Source organism: Amycolatopsis sp. WAC 01376 (assembly GCF_003947415.1).
GTDB lineage: Bacteria > Actinomycetota > Actinomycetes > Mycobacteriales > Pseudonocardiaceae > Amycolatopsis.
Map to the genome: position 1 here is coordinate 840,736 of NZ_QHKL01000003.1, position 17,728 is coordinate 858,463.

Consider the following 17,728-nt stretch of genomic DNA (forward strand, 5'->3'; position numbering starts at 1 on the left):
GGCCGGGGCGCTTCTCGCCAGACAAGCGCCCCGGCCCGGTCTCCAGCCGGGAGAATTCGAGAACCCCCATGAGCGAACCCATCCTCGAACTGAAGCAGCTGAACAAGAGCTTCGGGCCGGTCCACGTCCTCCACGACGTGGACTTCAACGTGCGGGCAGGCGAGGTCACCGCGCTGGTCGGCGACAACGGTGCCGGAAAGTCCACTTTGGTCAAGTCGATCGCCGGGATCCACGGCTACGACTCGGGCACGGTGAAGTTCCAGGGCGAACCGGTGAACATCCACGGCCCGCGTGACGCCGCGGATCTGGGGATCGAGGTCGTCTACCAGGACCTCGCCCTCGCCGAGAACCTCGACATCGTGCAGAACATGTTCCTCGGCCGGGAACGCGGCAGCAAATGGCTGCTCGACGAGGCCAGCATGGAGAAGGCCGCCCGCGAGACGCTCGCCTCGCTGTCGGTCCGCACCGTGAAGTCCGTCCGCACGCCCGTTTCGGCCCTCTCGGGTGGGCAGCGGCAGACCGTCGCGATCGCCAAATCCGTGCTGTGGGACTCGAAGGTGGTGCTGCTCGACGAGCCGACCGCCGCGCTCGGTGTCGCGCAGACCCGTCAGGTGCTCGACCTCGTCCGCCGCCTCGCGGAGCAGGGCCTCGGTGTGGTGCTGATCAGCCACAACATGGCCGACGTCTTCGAGGTCGCCGACCGTATCGCGGTGCTCTACCTCGGCCGTCTCGTCGCCGAGGTGCACACCAAGGACGTCACCCACGGCCAGGTCGTGGAACTGATCACCGCCGGCCGATCCGGCGACCTCGGCCTTGCCCGCCCCGAAGCCGCCGTCCTCTAGAACCAGGCGAGAAAGAACCGGAAATGACTGAGACACCCGCAAAGCCCGCCTCGCCGGAGGGGGGCAAGCCGACGGCAGCCGCGCTCAACCCGTCGGCGGCCATCACGGATTTCGGCATCGACACGACATCGATGTCAACGCGCGAGGCGGTCGGTGACTACTTCTCCCGGCTCAAGGCGGGGCAGCTGGGTTCCCTCCCGGCGCTGCTCGGCCTGCTCGTGCTGGTGATCGTGTTCGCTTCGCTGTCGGACACCTTCCTCACGATGAACAACATCGCGAACCTGATGGCACAGGGCGCCGGCAAGGCGATCATCGCGATGGGCATCGTGTTCGTCCTGCTGCTCGGCGAGATCGACCTGTCCGCGGGTACCGCGTCCGGCGTCACCGCCGCCGTCCTCGCGATGCATTACGTGCGCGACGGAAACCTGTTGGGCGGCATGGGGAACGGCGTGTTCATCGCGTTTCTCGTCGTGCTCGCGATCGCCGCGCTGCTCGGCGTGATCCTGCGGATCTGGGCGGGTGTCGGCTTCGCCGTACTCGCCATCGCGCTGGTGCTGTCGGGAGCCGCGGCCAACCCGTGGATCGAGATGCTGCTCGCGGTCAGCGTCGGTGGCGCGATCGGTGTCCTCACCGGGTTCCTCGTCTCGAAGATCGGGATGCCCTCGTTCGTCGTGACGCTGGCGCTCTTCCTCGCCTGGCAAGGGGTCATCCTCCAGTTCATCGGTGAGGGCGGCACGCTCGGCATCAGTACCTCGGACGTGTTGTTCAAGGTCGCCAACGGCAACCTGTCCACCATGGGCAGCTGGATCCTCTTCCTGATCGCGGCCGGTGGTTTCGCCGCGGTGTCACTGGGCCAGCACTTCTCCCGGCTCAAACGCGGCCTGGTCACCCAGCCGACGCCGATGGTGCTGTTCAAGGTCGGCGCGATCGGCGTGGTCGCCGCGATCGCGACCTATCTGCTGACGCTGAACCGCGCGCCGAACCCGAACATCGTCATCTCCGGCGTCCCGTACGTCGTGCCGATCGTGCTCGGCCTGCTGGTGCTCGGCACCTACGTGCTCAACCGCACGCAGTACGGCCGCCACATCTACGCGGTCGGCGGCAACCGTGAGGCGGCGCGGCGCGCCGGTATCAACGTCGAGAAGATCCGCGCTTCGGTGTTCGTCATCTGCTCGGCGGTGGCGGCGATCGGCGCGATCGTCTACTCGTCGAAGGTCGGTTCGGTCGACCCGCAGGCCGGTGGCCTCAACACGCTGCTGTTCGCGGTCGGTGCCGCCGTCATCGGTGGTACGTCGCTGTTCGGCGGCAAGGGCCGGGTCGTCGACGCGGTGATCGGTGGCCTCGTGCTGGCGGTCGTGGAGAACGCGCTGGGCCTGCTGAAACAGTCGGCGGCGGTGGTCAACATCGTCACCGGTTTGGTGCTGCTTCTCGCGGCCACGGTGGACGCGCTGTCCCGGCGCCGCGCGGCTGCGTCGCCGCGCTGAGTCCGCATGGAATGATGAAGCCCGTGACCAGCACACCCGTTGCACGACCAGACGAGGTGCGCAGGCACAACCGCACGACCTTGCTCCGGTTGCTGCACGTCAGCGGCCCGAGCACCAGGGCGACCCTGGCCACCGAGCTGGGGCTCAACCGCAGCACCATCAAGACCCTCGTCGACGGCCTCGCGGAAGCGGGGGTCGTCGAGGAGCGGGTCCCGAGGCCGGGACGAGGGGCGGGCCGCCCCTCGCTCCTGGTCCTGCCGCAGCCGCACGCGGCGGTGGTGCTCGCGGTCGACCTCCAGGTCGAACACGTGGCGATCGCGCTGGTCGGGTTCGGCGGCCAGATCCTCGGGCGCAACAGCTGGAACCTCCACGGCCGGATGCGGGAGGCAGGCGAGGTGATCACGCATGTGATCGAGTCGACCGCCGTGCTGGCCGGCGACCTCGGTGTGCAGCCGATCGCCGCGGGGGTGTCCGTGCCCGGCGTCGTCCGCCGTGCCGACGGGCACGTCCACGAGGCGCCCAACCTGCGCTGGACCGACGTGGCGCTCGGGGAACGGCTGGGCGGTGTGCTGCGTATTCCGATCCTGGTCGGCAACGACGCCGAACTCGGTGCCATCGCCGAACACCTGCGCGGCGCCGCACGGGGCTCGTCCGACGCCGTGTACGTCTCCGCCGACGTCGGTGTCGGGGGAGGGATCATCGCCGACGGCTCGGCGCTGCGCGGCGGCTCCGGATACGTCGGCGAGATCGGGCATATGGCGATCCGGCCGGGCGGCCGTCCCTGCTACTGCGGGTCCAGCGGCTGCTGGGAGACCGAGGTCGGCGAGGCGGCGCTGTGCCGCGCGCTCGACCTGCCGGAGGACACCCCGCGCGGGGCGATCATGTTCGAACTGCGCGAACTGGGCCGGGACCCGCACGCGGCCGAGGAGCGGCTCTCGGAGTTCGCGGAATGGCTGACGCTCGGCCTGGTGAACGTGGTCAACCTGCTCGGCCCGCAGCTGGTCGTGCTGGGTGACCTGCTCACGGTGCTGCCCGAGTCGGTCGTGCGGTCGGTGGCGGCCGAGGTCCGGCGGCGGAGCCTGGTCAGCCGGGCCGTGGGCGGGACGCAGATCGTGAGCTCGGCGCTCGGTGCCGACGTGAAGCTCCTGGGTGCGGCCGAAGCCGCCTTCGAGATGATCCTGGACACCGTTTAGCTCGCATTTAGTCCTCTGGATGCGGTCCTTGCACACGCAACTACCGCGTTCAGAGGACTAAATGCGGTCTTTCACGAGGCCGGACAGCAGGGCCACCAGGGCGGCCAGGGCTTTCTCCTTCGCCGCTTCGGGGTCTTCGGCGTGCGCGATCATCAGGGCCGCCTCCGCGCAGGCGCTCAGCGTGAGTTGCGCCAGCTCCGGGATCGGCGCCTCGATCAGCAGGCCGTCCGCGGCGGCGGCTTCCAAGATCTCCGTGATCAGGCCCAGCCCGTACCGGTTCTCCAGCTCGCGCCATTCCTGCCAGCCGAGGACGGAGACGGCGTCCGTGAGCGCGATCCGCACCACCTCGGGCCGCAGGCACAGGTCCAGGAACCGGCTCAGCACACCGAGCGCCCCCGACCACGGATCCTCCGTCGCCCGCAGCACGGTCTGGAGTTCTTCGGTGATCTCCGTTTCGATCTGCTCGATGACGGCGCGGAACAGGCCCTGTTTGTCCCCGAAGTGGTGGTACAGCGCGCCGCGGGTGACGCCCGCCGCCCGGACGATCTCGTCGGCGGGCACGGCGGCGTAACCCTGGTCGGCGAACAACGTCCGCGCCGCCGTGATCAGCGCGGCCCGCGTCGATCGCGATCGTTCGGTCTGGCTACGTCGTGGCGTGGGCACGCAGGAATTCCACCATCACGGCGCTCAGCCGCTCCGGTTGGTCCTCCGGCACGAAGGCGTAGGAGTCGTCGATCGTCTTCAGTTCGGCGTTCGGCAGGACCCCGGCGAGCTTCTCGCCCAGCCACAGCGGGAAGTGCCGGTCTTCGGGCGCCCAGGCCAGCAGGACGGGTTTCCCGAAGGCGGGCAGCCGCTCGGCGGCGGTCAGGGTGTACCGGTTGTCGATCCCGGCGAGGAACCGCGCGAGGTCTTCGCGGATCGCCCGGTCACGGCGGCTGGGCAGCAGGTAGGCGTCGAGGATGTGGCCGGGGACCGGGTGTTTGGCCAGCCAGAGGAAGTCCGTCGCCTTCAGCAGCCACCGCCAGCGCAACGCCTGGATCATCGCCGGGACGCCGCCGGGCAGGCGCGCCAGTGTGCTCAGCCCCTTGAACATCGGCGGCAGGAAGCGCTCGAAGGAATCCGACGGGGTCAGCACGACCCGGCCCACCCGTTCCGGGCTCGTGGTCATGAGCAGCTGGGTGAGCGCGCCGCCGGTGTCGTTCGCGACCACGGTGACGTCGGTCAGGTCGAGCACCTCGAGGAAGCGCGCGATGAGCGCGGCGACCCCGGGCGGGCTCAGGTCGGCGCCGGGGACCGGGATCTCGTGCGAGCCCAGCGGCCAGTCCGGGGTCAGGCAGCGGAAACCGGCGTCGGCGACCGCGGGGGCCACCTTGCGCCAGAGCAGGCCGTTGGTGAGCAGGCCGTGCACGAAGACCACAGGAGGGCCTTCGCCGCGGTCGCGGTAGCGGATGCGGGCGCCGCCGAGGTCGGCCTCGTGCACCTCGCCGAGGAGGTCGCTGGTCGTCATGGCGACTAACATACATGCTGTCTGTATGTTTTTGGAAGCCGCGCGATGCCCGGGCCACTGCTGAGATGCGCCCAATGTGGCATTTGGGACGCTGAGTGTCCCCAATGCCACATGGGGCGCACCGATCGCGCCCCAGGACCCCTGAGACAAAACAGGGCGGCCGGCGCGCTCCATGGGGAGCGGCCGGCCGCCGGGTGGTCGTGTACTGGTGGGCTACCGCTGAATGTCCGCGGACATTTCCTTGAGCTTCGTTTCGTGTGCGCGGGCGTGGTGACCACAGAAGAGCAACTCGCCACCGGTGCTGAGAATGGCCCGAACCTGGGCTGCAGCTCCACACCGGTCGCATCGGTCGGCAGCGGTCAGTTCGGGGCGGGTGAGCGTCGGTGAAGTCATTGGAGTCTCCCTCCGTCCCGGCACCGGTGGCCCGGTGCCATCGATCCAGCTACGACCACTTCGGCACTGATGCCGGCAACGTTCGTTCCCGGCCCCGCCGTGTTCGTGCTTCCACTCTTCCAGACGTTTGGCGACCCGCAAGTGTTCCCGTGCGGGTGTCTCATTTGTCACTGGTAATTACCTCGTATGCCGTAGCGTAATCACGCAACGTAGGAGAAGACTCCCCGCCGAACCGTCTTTTCCCACGTCAGGCACCATGCAGGCGTGGGTATCGCAGTCGTCCGGAACCGTCTTCCGAGCGCCCCGGCGCCGGTCTTGTTCGTTCTCAGCGGAATTTCCATGTACGCCGGTGCGGCCGTCGCCGTAGGTCTCTTTTCGGTCGCCTCACCCGCGGGGGTGGCCTGGCTTCGCTGTCTCGGAGCGGCGGTGGTCCTCCTGGCGTGGCGCAGGCCACCCCGCTCGGCGTGGACCGGGCGCACGTTCTTGCTCGCGGGTGCTTTCGGCATCGTCACCGCCGGGATGAACGTGCTCTTCTACGAGGCGATCGCGCGGTTGCCGCTCGGCACCGCGGTCGCCCTCGAGTTCACCGGGCCCGTCGTGGTGGCGGCGTTCGGTTCGCGCACCCGCCGGGACGTCTTCGCGCTGCTGCTGGTGGCGGCCGGGGTGATCGCCATCGCGGACGTCCGGCTCGAAGGCAGCCTGCTCGGTGTGCTGTTCGCGCTGGCCGCGGCGGCCGCCTGGGCGGGGTACATCCTGCTCGGGAAGCGGGTCGCCGTCGGCGGGAACGGGATCGACGGGCTGGCCGTCGGGTTCGCCGTCGGCACCGTGGTGCTGTCGCCGCTGGCGTTCGGCACCGGCGCGGTGTGGGCTTCGCCACGCCTGCTGCTGTTGGGCATCGGGGTGGGCGTGCTCTCGACCGTCGTGCCGTACGCGCTCGACCAAGTGGTCCTCCGCAAGGCAGGGCGGGCGCGGTTCGCGCTGCTGCTGGCGTTGCTGCCGGTCACGGCGGGGCTGATCGGCTTCCTGTGGCTCCGGCAGGTCCCGACCCTGCCCGAGGCGCTCGGCACGCTGGCCGTCGTCGCCGGGGTCGCGCTGCGTTCGCCGGGGAAACGCGATGGCCCGGCGCCTTCCTGAGCGGGATACTGACCAATCTGTGGCGCTTCGAGCACCAGGAGGACACGTGGCCGAGATCCGGCGGGCCGGTACCGTCGAAGAGGTCGTCGCCGCCCAGCACCTGTTCGACGGCCCGGCGCAACGGGCGGCGTCCGAGAAGTTCCTCGCGGCGGAGGAGAACCATCTCCTGATCGCCTACGAGGACGGCGAACCCGCGGGGATGATCACCGGCACCGAGGTGACGCATCCGGACAAGGGCACCGAGATGTTCCTCAACGAACTCGACGTCAGCCCGGACTACCAGCGCCGCGGGATCGGCCGTGACCTGGTCGACGCGCTGGCCGGGATCGCGCGGGAGCGCGGCTGCCGCGGGATGTGGGTCGGGGTCGAAAGGGACAACGAGGCCGCGCTGGCGACCTACGCTTCGGCCGGGGCGTCGAACGACGGACCGTTCATCATGCGGTCGTGGACGTTCGAAGACTGATGTCCTCCGGAATCGACGGCGACCGGACGGGGCTGTCCGGCCGCCGCTGGCTGCCCGGCGGCGAGCATCTCGTCGCCGTCGCGCGAGCCGAACTCCCGCAGAAGGACGGGCTCGCCGGGCCGTTCACCGCGCTGGCCGCCCTGCGCGCGGCGGGCTTCGACGTCGCGGGGCAGGACGAGGTCGCGGCGCTGGCGGGCACCACGCCGGAGGGGCTGTCGCGGGCGATCGGGACGCTGTCGGGCGGACGGCTCGCCGCGGTGCCCGCCACCGGGAACTGGGCGCCGCAGTCGGTGTTCATGCTCCTGGCCGCGTTGTGGCGGCTGCCGAGGGTCGCGTTGATCGCGGAGGTCGACCCGGCCGAATTCGGCGCCCACGACACGCCGGCGCGAGCGCTGCTCGACTACCTCGACACCGGTGTCCCGCCGCTGTGGTCGTCCCGCTGGCGTCCGCCCGCCGGGCATTTCGTGCTGGCGACCGGGATGCGGATCGGCGCCGAAGGAACCTTGGTGTCCGTTATGGACGGTTATCCGTCCTTGGGGGACAACGGATTGCACGACCAGCCGGTGGAATGGATGGCCGCGGCGCTGAAGCGGATGCTGGTCGTGGTGGACGACGCCGACGCCGAGGCCGCCCTCGGCGCGATCACGACGGCAGGTCTGTGGAGCTGACTTCCTCCTTCGCGAAGCGCGAATGCTTGCGCCCGTAAAAGACGTAGATCAGCAGGCCGAGCAGCAGCCACGCGGCGAACCGCAGCCAGGTCATCACGTCCAGGTTCAGCATCAGGTAGAAGCACGCCACCGCCGCCGCGATGGGCAGGTAGGGCGAGAACGGCACGGTGAACGGGCGCTCTAGATCCGGACGGCGCTTGCGCAGCACCGGGACCGCCACCGCGACGATGATCATCGCCGACAGCGCGCCGATGCTGACCATGTCGGCGAGTTCGGAGATCGGCACGAACGCGGCCAGCGCCGCGATCAGCACGGCACCGGCGACGGTCATCCGGTGCGGGGTGCCCCAGCGCGGATGCGCCGTGCCGAACTTCTTCGGCAGCAGGCCGTCGCGGCCCATCGCGAACCCGATCCGGCCGATCGTCACCAGTTCCACCATCATCACCGACGTCAGCCCGGTGACCGCGCCGAGCGAGATCAGCGCGCCCACCCAGTGCTGCCCGACCCGGTCGAAGGCGTCGGCCAGCGGGGCGCCCGCGTCGATCTCGGCGAACGGCACCATCCCGGTCAGGACCAGCGAGACACCGATGTAGAGCAGCGCGCAGATCCCGAGCGCGCCGAGGATGCCGACCCGCAGATCGCGTGTCGGGTTCACGGTCTCCTCGCCGAGGTTGGCGAGCGCCTCGAAACCGGTGTAGGCGAAGAAGACGACAGCGGCGGCCGTCACCATTCCGGCGATCCCGTAGACGGACTGTTCGAGTCCGAGCGCGGCTTGCACGATCGGCTGATGCAGGGTGCTCGCCGTCTCCGTCGGTGCCTGCGCGGGCGGGATGAACGGCGTCAGGTTCTCGCCGCGGATGTAGAACACGCCGACCGCGAGGATCAGCACGCACACCGCGACCTTGACCAGCACGAGCAGATTCGTCACCCGCGCCGATTCCTTGATCCCGAGGACGGCGATCACGGTCAGCACGGCGATGATCGTGACAGCGCCGACGTTCACCTTCGCGTCTTCGCCGAACCAGTCGGGGGAGAGCCCCATCAGATTCGCGAGATAGCCGGACCACCCGCGTGACACGACGGCCGCGCCGAGGGCGAACTCCAGCAGAAGATCCCAGCCGATGATCCAGGCGAACGTCTCGCCGAGGGTGGCGAAAGCGTAGGTGTAGGCGCTTCCCGCCGTCGGCACGCTGGAAGCGAGTTCGGCGTAACAGAGGGCGGCCATCCCGGCCACGACGGCGCCGAGCACGAACGAGAGCGTGACCGACGGGCCCGCGTGGGATTTCGCTTCGACCCCGGCGAGGGTGAAGATCCCGGTCCCGATGATGATGCCGACCCCGAAGCCGACCAGGTCCCGTCCGTGCAGACGGCGTTTCAGCTCACCGGAATCCTGCCGTTTCAGGACTTCGTCCACGTCCAGAGTTCGCCGCATGAGAGGTCACGCTAGAAGAACACCGGCCACCTCGCAGATCGGTGCGGATTCACCTCTCCAGCACGACACCGTTCTCCTGGGCGAGGATCGCCGCCTGCACTCGCGACCGCAGGTCCAGCTTCGTCAGCACCCGCGAAACGTGCGTCTTCACCGTGGTCTCGCCGATGTGCAGCCGCGTGCCGATCTGCGCGTTCGACAGGCCGCCGCCCAGGCACGCCAGCACCTCACGCTCGCGTTCGGTCAGGTCTCCGAGTCCGGCGGGGACGAGGGAAGGCTCGCGCGTCCCCGCGGCGAAGGCGGCGATGAGCTTCCGCGTGACCTGCGGGGCGAGCACTCCTTCGCCCGCCGCGACCAGTTTCACCGCTTCGATCAGCCTCGCCGCCTCCACCGACTTCAGCAGGAATCCGGCCGCGCCCGCCCGCAGCGCGGCGTGGACGTACTCGTCGAGATCGAAGGTGGTCAGCACGAGGACTTCGCACAGCCCCTCCGCGGTCAGTTCCCGCGTGGCCGCGATGCCGTCGACGCCGGGCATGCGGACGTCCATCAGCACGACGTCCGGCTTCAGCGCCTTCGCCTGGCGGACGGCGGTGGCGCCGTCCGCGGCCTCGCCGACCACCTCGATCCCCTCGGCGTTCCCGAGGATCATCATCAACCCGGCACGGATCGCGCCGTGGTCGTCGGCGACCAGGACTTTGACGGTCAAGACCCCTCCAGAGGCAGTTCGGCGCGGACCAGCCAGCCACCGCCGGACGGCCCGGCGGCGAGGGTGCCGCCCACCGCGGCGGCGCGTTCCCGCATGTTCAGCAGGCCGAGTCCGGTCCCGCCGTCGTCGAGGTGGCCCGGCTGAAGATCATTGCGCACCTCGACGGTGAGTATGCCGCCGCGCGAGCGGATGTCGAGGACCGCGCGTCCGCCGGGGGCGTGTTTCACCGCGTTGGTCAGCGCCTCTTGCGCGATCCGGTACGCGGTCAGATCGACCGCGGCCGGGAGCGGGGACGACGGGTCCGGTACGGAACCGAGCTCGACCTCCAGCCCGCTCGCCCGCGCCGATTCGACCAGTTTGGACAGTTCGGCCAGCCGCGCGGGCGCCGTCGGCTCGATCTCGGTGTCCGCGCGCAGCAGCCCGATCATCGCGCGCATCTCGTCCAGTGCGCTCACACTGTTCTCCCGCACCGATTCCAGCACCTTCCTGGACAGCTTCGGGTCGGCGGTGGCCATCGACAACGCGGCCTCGGACTGGATCGCGATCGCCGAAAGATGCCCGGCGATGACGTCGTGCAGATCCCGCGCCATCTTCGAACGTTCCCCGGCGACGGCGGCCCTCCGGTCCAGTTCGCCGATCGTGGCCAGCTGGACCGCGTTCGCCCGCTCGTTCTCGGCGATGTCCCGCTGCTGCCGCACGTTCGCCGCCCACCACACCGGGGTGACGAGGAACGGCAGGAACGCGAACGCCACCAGGATCGCCGTCCGCCACTGCGAGGAGAGGACGAGCGCCAGGCAGATCACCGCGAGCGTCCCGATCGCGGCGATGCCGATCATCACCCTGCTCGTCCGCCGCGAGCCGTAGAGCGTCGTCGCGTAGAGGAAGTCGGTGAAGACGACGAGGATCGGCAGCGAGGGGCTGATCGCCACGTCCACGGCGACCACGACCAGCGCGCCGAGCAGCGCCCACGGGACCTTGCGGCGCAGCATCTCCAGCGCGCACAACGCGGTCAGCTCGGTCAGCCGGATCCACAGTGGCGTCGAGTCCGGGCCGTTGAGCAGCACCTGAGTGCCGCTGAGGTAGACCAGGACGCCGATGAGCCAGGTGCCGAGCGCGATGACGAGGTCCTGCTTCCACAGCGGAAGATGACTCAGGCGCGGGACCAACGTGGGCACCACTCCATCCCAGCACACCGGGGCGGGCGGCGGGGTCCTACGAACTGATGACGATGCTCTCCTGCCCTTCACCGACGCGCCGGACCCCCGTCGGGGGCGAAGCTCGGAGGGTGAACAAGATCTGGGACTTTTTCGCGGAGAATCCGATGGCGGCGGTGATCGCCGCCGGGGAGATCGGTTTCTGGGTCGCCATCGGAGCCGGCCTGCTGGCCCGTTACCTGCTCCGGCTCAAGCGGACGAGCACCGTGCTGCTGGCCCTCACCCCGGTGATCGACATCGTGGTGCTGGTCGCGACGGTGCTCGACCTCCAAGGCGGCGGCAAGGCGAACTTCGTGCACGGCCTCGCCGCGGTGTATCTCGGCTTCAGCGTGGCGTTCGGGCCGTCGATGATCCGGTGGGCCGACGTGCGGTTCGCGCACCGGTTCGCGGGTGGGCCGCCCCCGCCGCCCAAGCCGAGGGGACGGGAGAAGGCCCGCGTCGAATGGCGTGAGTGGGGCAAATGCGTACTGGCGTGCGGGATCGCCGCCGCCGTGCTGCTGGGCCTGATCTTCCTGGTGGGCAACGGCGAACAGGTCGCGCCGTTGTGGGGCTGGTTGCCACGGCTGGGGGTCGTGACAGCCATCTGGTTCGCCACCGGGCCGCTTTGGCAGGAGCTTTCACCCAAGAACGACGACCGGGTTTCGGAAGGGACACGACGATGATCGAACTACTGGGGATCCTCCTGCTGGTGCAGGGCGGGGGAGGACTGATCAACCGGCTGCTGGGCAGCACGAATCCGAGCTGGTTCGTCCAGCTCCACCTGCTCCCGCCGGGGATGCACGTGGTGGCGAGCGCACTGATGGTGGCCGCCGGAGTGGGGTTGCTGTTCGCCGAGCGCGCCCGCAAGCAACGCCGCCGCTCGTAGCGGGATTACCATGGGGGCGTGGCCACCGGGCCTGTCGCGCTGTACACCGTTGTCGCCGTGGCGCCGTCGGTTCTCTTCTGGTGCGCGCTGAAAGTGCCCGCCGTAGTGCGCCGGTGGCGGCGCCGCCGGGAACCGGAGGCGCCTGCCGGGCCGCCCATCGAGAAGCTCGCCGCCGATCTCCGCCGGGTGCACCGGCTGCTGGCGGAGCTTCCGTCCGGCGCTTCCGCCGTCCGCCGGTACGGCACCAGGCAGGCGTACGACGCGCTGCTCGTCCAGGCCTGCCGGGAGGTCGAGGTCGACCACCGGCTGGACGAACTGCCGGAGGGCTTCGACCGCGCGATCGAACGGTTGCGCGTCGAGGAATCCCTGGCCGAGCGCGGGCTTTCGGTGTCCTGACGCGGGTTTTGTATCGAATGTATACGCGCGGCCGGGAGGCTCGCGGACATGAAGAGGCTGGGACTTCTCGCTTCACTGCTGCTGGTGTTCGCGCTCATCCCCGGGGTCGCCTCCGCAGCGGCCGCCTTCCCGAAGATGGACGCGGCCACGGTCGACGGCTTCCGCTGGACGTCCGGTTCGTCCTTCGGCACCTACGGCGCCCGGATCGCCGCGCTGGAGAAACACCTTCCGCCGCGCGGCCTGCCGGAGATCCTGTCGTCGGCCAACCGGAAGGCGCGCCCGCTGTGCCACGGCACGTATCTCGCGGCGGCGCTGAAACCGGCGGGATTCTGCTGGGAGGACGCCAATGACGACAAGACCAACGACTGGATCCCGCAGGGGCTGACCGGTTCCGGCGACGCCGACGCGGCGACCGGGAAGGTCGGCGGGAAACGGGTCGTGGCGGCCTCCTGGCACACCCCCGGCGACACCATGGTCCGGCTGTCCTTTGTGGACGCCACCGGACTCGGCTACCGGCACGTGCTGCTCGTGGAACCGACGTCGAACGACAACTTCGCCGTCGTGCAGGGGCACGGGCACGGGATGACCTGGATCGGGAACCGGCTGTTCGTCGCGACCACCGGGGGAGTGGTGCGGGTCTTCGACACGACGCACTTCTGGAAGGTCGACGACAGCTCCGGCGTCGTCGGGAAGGGCCCGGACGGTAAGTACCACGCGGCTTTCTACGACTACGCGATGCCGCAGATCGGCGCGTACTGGTACCCCGGCGGCGGCACCTGCACCAACGCCCCCGGGACGCGGCCGTGTCTCGCGACGATGTCGTTCGACCACAGCGACGGCTCGATCGTGACCTCGGAGCACATTCCGAACGCCGCGGGCGGCCGCGTGCTGCGGTGGCCGTTCGACCGCGCGACCGGCCTGCCCAAGGTGTCGGCCGACGGGACCGTGCACGCGAAGGAAGGGTTCGTGTCACCGGTGTGGGGCATGCAGGGAGCGGTGGCGCGCAACGGATATTTCGTGATGACCGGCGTGTGTCCCGAGTACGCCGGGGTGGCGGGCGACCATCCGTCGTGCCTGCACGGCGGGGTCGGCGGGACCTCGACGTCGAGGCTCAGCGGCAGGGCACCGGTGAACTCGCAGAACCTGTCGTACTGGCCGGCGACGGGGGAGCTGTGGCTGATGAACGAGCAGCTCCGGGAGCGGGTGACGGTGCACGTACCGTGGACGACCCTGACCGGCCGCCCCTGACACGGGTCGTGAGTGTTATGTGTCGTTCTAACGACCCGAAACACTCACGACCACCCAGTGGCTTTCGCGACGCGCCTTCGGCCCACGCCACCTTCGCCTTACCCCTCAATAACCGTCCTTACCACTCACGAGATCAAGGGGCGAAGTCCCAGCACGTGGCGCCGTGCGGTTCGGCGCCGGCCACGCCGATGGCGCGGTGCAGGGTGAGGCGGTACAGGTACCAGGGCGGCGGTCCCGCGCTGGGCGCGCTGAAGGGGGCCGTGAGCGCGTCGCCCTCCACCGACGCGGGCCAGCCGCCCGTCCGGTAGACCGCCGCCACCCGCTCCAGCGTCGCCGGGTCGGTGACCCGGTGCGCCTCACCCTCCATCGTGAGGTCGATTCCCCGCAGGCGCACCGAAATCGCGCACGCCGGGTTCGCTGCCAGATTGCGGGACCGACGGGTGCCCGGCCCGCCTTTGAAGTACAGGGCGTCGTCCACCCAAACGGCACCGACACCCGCCGAATGCGGGCGTCCGCCGGGGCGCACGGTCGTCACGAAGAAGGTCAGGTCGGCGGTGGGCGTGTCCTCGGCGAGGATCCCGCGCGGACGGCTCCACGGCAGCTCCGCCGAGCCGTAGCGGTCGAGGTTCCTGGTCGAAATCGGGTTCGTCGTCATACCCACGCGTCGAACGGACGAGCCGCGATTCGACACCGGACGCGAAAAACCCCGCCACCGAACGGTGACGGGGTCTTCCGTGAGCCTGGGATCAGTCCAGGTAGTCGCGCAGCACCTGCGAACGCGACGGGTGACGCAGCTTCGACATCGTCTTCGACTCGATCTGCCGGATGCGCTCACGGGTCACCCCGTACACCTGGCCGATCTCGTCGAGTGTGCGCGGCTGGCCGTCGGTGAGACCGAACCGCAGCCGCACCACACCCGCCTCACGTTCGGACAGCGTCTGCAGCACCGACTGGAGCTGGTCCTGCAGCAGCGTGAACGACACCGCGTCGACCGCGACGACGGCCTCGGAGTCCTCGATGAAGTCACCGAGCTGCGAGTCGCCCTCGTCGCCGATGGTCTGGTCGAGCGAGATCGGCTCGCGGGCGTACTGCTGGATCTCGAGGACCTTCTCCGGGGAGATGTCCATTTCCTTCGCGAGCTCTTCGGGGGTGGGCTCGCGACCGAGGTCCTGCAGGAGTTCACGCTGTATGCGGCCGAGCTTGTTGATGACCTCGACCATGTGCACCGGGATACGGATGGTGCGGGCCTGGTCGGCCATCGCGCGGGTGATCGCCTGACGGATCCACCAGGTGGCGTACGTGGAGAACTTGTAGCCCTTGGTGTAGTCGAACTTCTCGACCGCGCGGATCAGACCGAGGTTGCCCTCCTGGATCAGGTCCAGGAACGCCATGCCACGGCCGGTGTAGCGCTTCGCGAGCGAGACCACGAGCCGGAGGTTCGCCTCCAGGAGGTGGTTCTTCGCCCGCTCACCGTCGCGCACGATCCACTTGAGGTCGCGCCGCATCTGGGTGACGAGTTTCTCGCCCTCCTCCTCGGCGTTGCGGACGCGTTCGGCGGCGTAGAGCCCGGCCTCGATGCGCTTGGCGAGCTCCACCTCCTCCTCCGCGTTCAGCAGGGCGACCTTGCCGATCTGCTTGAGGTACGCACGGACCGAGTCGGCCGAAGCGGTGAGCTCGGCGTCCTTGCGGGCCTGGCGCAGCGCCTCGGACTCTTCCTCGTCCCAGACGAAGTCCGGGTTGTCGGAGGTCTTTCCGGCGTTCTTGTCGGCCGTCGTGCGGCGTCCGCGCGGGGGCGTCTCTTCGACGTCCTCCTCGGACTCCGCGTCCTCTTCCGTGTCCTCGGTGACCGTCGCGTCGACGACGTCCACCTCGACCTCTTCCAGGTCGGACAGATCCGGGGTTTCGAGGTCGGCTTCGTCGAGCTCTACCGGACCGTCTTCCGGATCGCCGTCTTCGGTCTTGGCACCCTTGGTGGTGGGTTTCTTGGCCGGAGCCTTCTTCGCCGGGGCCTTCTTCGCGCCTGCCGCCTTGGCGGCGGTCTTGCGCGCCGCGGGCTTCGCCGCGTCGGTGGCTGCCTCGTCGGCCGGCTCGCCGGCTGCGGTCGCTGTCTTCGTCCCGCTTCGGGTTGCGGTTCTTGCGGCTGCCACTTACGCCCTTTCGCAGCGGTCGATCATGACGAGCCGAGGCGTGATGGTCTCGGCTGCCTCAAACTTCGGGGAACACCCCTCGGCCTGCGGTTTCCCTCGTTCTCGTGGGTGCCGCCGCCGTGGGCCGTGTTCCATTGTAACGACGATACGTGACAGCGTCGCGGCGCGGACCACCACCCGGCGGGCGCGACACGCCGTGCGACCCGCCGAAGTGACATCCGTGGGGCGGATGTCAGCGTGGGCGCGTCAGTGCTCGATGCCCTCCGCGGCGGCCGCCGCCGCGCCGACGATGCCCGCGTTGTTCTGCAAGGACGCGACGATCACCGGCGTGCGGATGTCCAGCAGCGGGACCCATTTGTGCGACTTCTTGCTGACCCCGCCGCCGACGATGAACAGATCCGGCCAGATCAGGTTTTCCAGCACGGAGAGATACCTGTTCACCCGTTCCGCCCATTCGGGATACGAGAGGTCCTCGTTGTCCTTCACCGACGCCGCGGCCTTCTTCTCCGCGTCGAAACCGTCGACCTCGATGTGGCCGAATTCGGTGTTGGGCACGAGCTTGCCGTCCTGGAAGACCGCGCTGCCGATGCCGGTGCCGAAGGTCAGCAGCGCCGTCACACCGCGTTTCGCGATCGGGTCGCCCCAGCGGATCTCGGCCATTCCGGCGGCGTCGGCGTCATTGAGCATCGCGATGTCGTCCACACCGCGGCCGAGTCGTTTCGCGAACAGGGCGTCGGCGTCGGTGCCGATCCATTTGCGGTCGATGTTCGCCGCGGTGTGCGCGACGCCCTTCTTGACCACCGCGGGCAGCGTGACGCCCACCGGGCCGTCCCAGCCGGCCTGGCCGGTGATCTCGGCGACGACGTCCGCCACCGCCTCCGGGGTCGACGGCTTCGGCGTGTCGATGCGGATCCGGTCGCCGATCAGCCGTCCCTCCGCCAAATCGACCAGCGCGCCCTTGATCCCGCTGCCGCCGATGTCGATACCGAAACCTCGGGTCGCCTCCACCACGGACGTGGTCCCTTCTCGCACGATTCAGAAGCCTGCCTCGGAGACTTTAACCGGATGTGGTGACATGGCGGACGTGGGAGTTGACGAGACGTTGCTGAAGAGTGTCGCCGAGCGTGTCGCGGGCGAGGCGGCCGAACTGGTCCGCGAGGCCTGGACCGGGATGAACGCGGGGCGCGAGGTGCGGGTGGACACCAAGTCCGCCGACACCGACGTGGTGACCGCGGTGGACCACGAGTCGGAACGGCTGGTGCGCGCCCGGCTCGCCGAACTGCGCCCCGAAGACGCCGTGCTCGGCGAGGAGGGTGGCGGGATCGCCGGCGACGGGGTGACCTGGGTGGTCGACCCGATCGACGGGACGGTGAACTTCCTCTACGGGCTGCCGTGGTTCGCCGTGTCGGTGGCCGAGCAGGTCGGCGGGGTGTCGGTGGCGGGCGCCGTCGTCGAACCGGTCAGCGGCCGCCGCTGGACCGCCGCGCGCGGACAGGGCGCCTTCCTCGACGGGCGGCGGCTGTCGGTCAACGCCCCGCGGCGGCTCGATCTGACCCTCGTCGGCACCGGGTTCGCCTACAAGGTCGAACGGCGGACGAAGCAGGCCCGGTTCGTCGCGGAACTGGCGACCAGGGTGCGGGACATCCGGCGCAACGGGGCCGCCTCGCTCGATCTGTGCGCGGTCGCGGCGGGCTGGCTGGACGCCTACGTCGAACACGGCCTCGGTCACTGGGACTGGGCCGCGGGGGCGCTCATCGCCGCCGAGGCGGGTGCCCGGGTGTCGGTGCCGGGGGAGGACGCCGAACTGGGGCCGGACGCGACTTTCGCGGTGGCGCCGTCGATCGAGGCTCCGTTGCGTCAGGCGCTGCTCGACTCGGGTGTGGGCGCTATCTGAGCATGTCCGGCACACGCTATGAAGGACGCTTTCATAGCAAATTTTGCTATGAAAGCGTCCTTCATAGCGCTTGAAGGCCCTCAGCGTGCGCCATGAACGGTCCGTTCCTTGCAAAATTTGCAAGGAACGGACCGTTCATGGCGTT

Annotated in this window: 20 protein-coding genes; 11 read left to right on the top strand and 9 right to left on the bottom strand. The window is 69.4% G+C overall.

Annotation, left to right across the window (positions count from 1 at the left end; genetic code table 11):
* The first annotated feature begins 68 nt into the window (after window positions 1-68).
* Genes DMH03_RS20760 through DMH03_RS20770 form a run of 3 tightly spaced genes read left to right on the top strand, consistent with a single transcriptional unit; the run spans window position 69 to window position 3,519 of the window.
* Complete coding sequence (locus DMH03_RS20760) at window positions 69-842, top strand: ATP-binding cassette domain-containing protein (protein ID WP_125793637.1); 774 nt, start codon at window positions 69-71, stop codon at window positions 840-842.
* Window positions 843-865: 23 nt separating this feature from the next.
* A complete protein-coding gene (locus DMH03_RS20765; RefSeq protein WP_125793638.1) occupies window positions 866-2,326 on the top strand; it encodes a sugar ABC transporter permease in 1,461 nt (486 codons plus the stop codon).
* 11 nt (window positions 2,327-2,337) lie between these two features.
* The gene (locus tag DMH03_RS20770) at window positions 2,338-3,519 is read left to right on the top strand and encodes an ROK family transcriptional regulator (protein ID WP_125793639.1); all 1,182 of its coding nucleotides are present in this window, start codon (window positions 2,338-2,340) and stop codon (window positions 3,517-3,519) included.
* Between the two features lie 57 nt (window positions 3,520-3,576).
* Here DMH03_RS20770 and DMH03_RS20775 read toward each other — a convergent pair whose 3' ends face one another.
* The 3 genes from DMH03_RS20775 to DMH03_RS42595 form a co-directional block, all read right to left on the bottom strand.
* The gene (locus DMH03_RS20775; RefSeq protein WP_125793640.1) at window positions 3,577-4,182 is read right to left on the bottom strand and encodes a TetR/AcrR family transcriptional regulator; all 606 of its coding nucleotides are present in this window, start codon (window positions 4,180-4,182) and stop codon (window positions 3,577-3,579) included.
* Window positions 4,163-5,026: an alpha/beta fold hydrolase gene (locus tag DMH03_RS20780; protein WP_125793641.1), complete on the bottom strand. Its 864-nt coding sequence runs from the start codon at window positions 5,024-5,026 to the stop codon at window positions 4,163-4,165. The genes DMH03_RS20775 and DMH03_RS20780 overlap by 20 nt, the downstream gene beginning before the upstream one ends.
* 213 nt (window positions 5,027-5,239) lie before the next feature.
* Window positions 5,240-5,419: a hypothetical protein gene (locus DMH03_RS42595; protein WP_016332937.1), complete on the bottom strand. Its 180-nt coding sequence runs from the start codon at window positions 5,417-5,419 to the stop codon at window positions 5,240-5,242.
* 339 nt (window positions 5,420-5,758) lie between these two features.
* Between DMH03_RS42595 and DMH03_RS20790 the strand changes: the two genes are divergently transcribed.
* From DMH03_RS20790 to DMH03_RS20800, 3 genes are read left to right on the top strand one after another with little or no spacing between them, the layout of a single operon-like run.
* Window positions 5,759-6,553 (top strand): DMT family transporter, encoded by a 795-nt coding sequence (locus DMH03_RS20790; RefSeq protein WP_125794000.1) that lies wholly within the window; start codon window positions 5,759-5,761, stop codon window positions 6,551-6,553.
* 46 nt (window positions 6,554-6,599) lie between these two features.
* Window positions 6,600-7,016 carry a GNAT family N-acetyltransferase gene (locus DMH03_RS20795; RefSeq protein ID WP_125793642.1) on the top strand — a complete coding sequence of 139 codons (417 nt, stop codon included), beginning with the start codon at window positions 6,600-6,602 and terminating at the stop codon, window positions 7,014-7,016.
* The gene (locus tag DMH03_RS20800) at window positions 7,016-7,684 is read left to right on the top strand and encodes a hypothetical protein (protein ID WP_125794002.1); all 669 of its coding nucleotides are present in this window, start codon (window positions 7,016-7,018) and stop codon (window positions 7,682-7,684) included. Before DMH03_RS20795 ends, DMH03_RS20800 begins: the two co-directional genes overlap by 1 nt.
* Here the strand turns inward: DMH03_RS20800 and DMH03_RS20805 are convergent.
* The 3 genes from DMH03_RS20805 to DMH03_RS20815 all read right to left on the bottom strand — a co-directional run bounded on the left by DMH03_RS20805 (window position 7,659) and on the right by DMH03_RS20815 (window position 10,994).
* The gene (locus DMH03_RS20805) at window positions 7,659-9,098 is read right to left on the bottom strand and encodes an APC family permease (protein WP_125794001.1); all 1,440 of its coding nucleotides are present in this window, start codon (window positions 9,096-9,098) and stop codon (window positions 7,659-7,661) included. The two genes, DMH03_RS20800 and DMH03_RS20805, sit on opposite strands and share 26 nt — an antisense overlap.
* A 67-nt stretch (window positions 9,099-9,165) precedes the next feature.
* Window positions 9,166-9,819 carry a response regulator transcription factor gene (locus DMH03_RS20810; protein WP_125780244.1) on the bottom strand — a complete coding sequence of 218 codons (654 nt, stop codon included), beginning with the start codon at window positions 9,817-9,819 and terminating at the stop codon, window positions 9,166-9,168.
* Complete coding sequence (locus tag DMH03_RS20815) at window positions 9,816-10,994, bottom strand: sensor histidine kinase (RefSeq protein WP_125793643.1); 1,179 nt, start codon at window positions 10,992-10,994, stop codon at window positions 9,816-9,818. Before DMH03_RS20815 ends, DMH03_RS20810 begins: the two co-directional genes overlap by 4 nt.
* Window positions 10,995-11,104: 110 nt before the next feature.
* On the opposite strand from DMH03_RS20815, the gene DMH03_RS20820 reads away from it, so the two are divergent.
* From DMH03_RS20820 to DMH03_RS20835, 4 genes are read left to right on the top strand one after another with little or no spacing between them, the layout of a single operon-like run.
* The gene (locus DMH03_RS20820; RefSeq protein WP_125793644.1) at window positions 11,105-11,695 is read left to right on the top strand and encodes a hypothetical protein; all 591 of its coding nucleotides are present in this window, start codon (window positions 11,105-11,107) and stop codon (window positions 11,693-11,695) included.
* The gene (locus DMH03_RS20825; RefSeq protein ID WP_125780250.1) at window positions 11,692-11,898 is read left to right on the top strand and encodes a hypothetical protein; all 207 of its coding nucleotides are present in this window, start codon (window positions 11,692-11,694) and stop codon (window positions 11,896-11,898) included. Before DMH03_RS20820 ends, DMH03_RS20825 begins: the two co-directional genes overlap by 4 nt.
* 18 nt (window positions 11,899-11,916) lie before the next feature.
* Window positions 11,917-12,294, top strand: coding sequence for a hypothetical protein (locus DMH03_RS20830; protein ID WP_125793645.1), 378 nt, complete (start codon window positions 11,917-11,919; stop codon window positions 12,292-12,294).
* A gap of 48 nt (window positions 12,295-12,342) precedes the next feature.
* Window positions 12,343-13,542, top strand: coding sequence for a hypothetical protein (locus DMH03_RS20835; RefSeq protein WP_233611565.1), 1,200 nt, complete (start codon window positions 12,343-12,345; stop codon window positions 13,540-13,542).
* A 133-nt stretch (window positions 13,543-13,675) separates the two neighbouring features.
* Here DMH03_RS20835 and DMH03_RS20840 read toward each other — a convergent pair whose 3' ends face one another.
* The 3 genes from DMH03_RS20840 to ppgK all read right to left on the bottom strand — a co-directional run bounded on the left by DMH03_RS20840 (window position 13,676) and on the right by ppgK (window position 16,697).
* On the bottom strand, window positions 13,676-14,197 hold the full coding sequence (locus DMH03_RS20840) for a pyridoxamine 5'-phosphate oxidase family protein (RefSeq protein WP_125793647.1): 522 nt from the start codon (window positions 14,195-14,197) through the stop codon (window positions 13,676-13,678).
* A gap of 91 nt (window positions 14,198-14,288) precedes the next feature.
* A complete protein-coding gene (locus tag DMH03_RS20845; RefSeq protein ID WP_125793648.1) occupies window positions 14,289-15,689 on the bottom strand; it encodes an RNA polymerase sigma factor in 1,401 nt (466 codons plus the stop codon).
* A 246-nt stretch (window positions 15,690-15,935) separates the two neighbouring features.
* Window positions 15,936-16,697: a polyphosphate--glucose phosphotransferase gene (ppgK, locus tag DMH03_RS20850; RefSeq protein WP_199748983.1), complete on the bottom strand. Its 762-nt coding sequence runs from the start codon at window positions 16,695-16,697 to the stop codon at window positions 15,936-15,938.
* 67 nt (window positions 16,698-16,764) lie between these two features.
* Here ppgK and DMH03_RS20855 point away from each other — a divergent pair, with 67 nt between their 5' ends.
* Window positions 16,765-17,583 (top strand): inositol monophosphatase family protein, encoded by an 819-nt coding sequence (locus DMH03_RS20855; RefSeq protein WP_125793649.1) that lies wholly within the window; start codon window positions 16,765-16,767, stop codon window positions 17,581-17,583.
* Window positions 17,584-17,728: the final 145 nt, after the last annotated feature.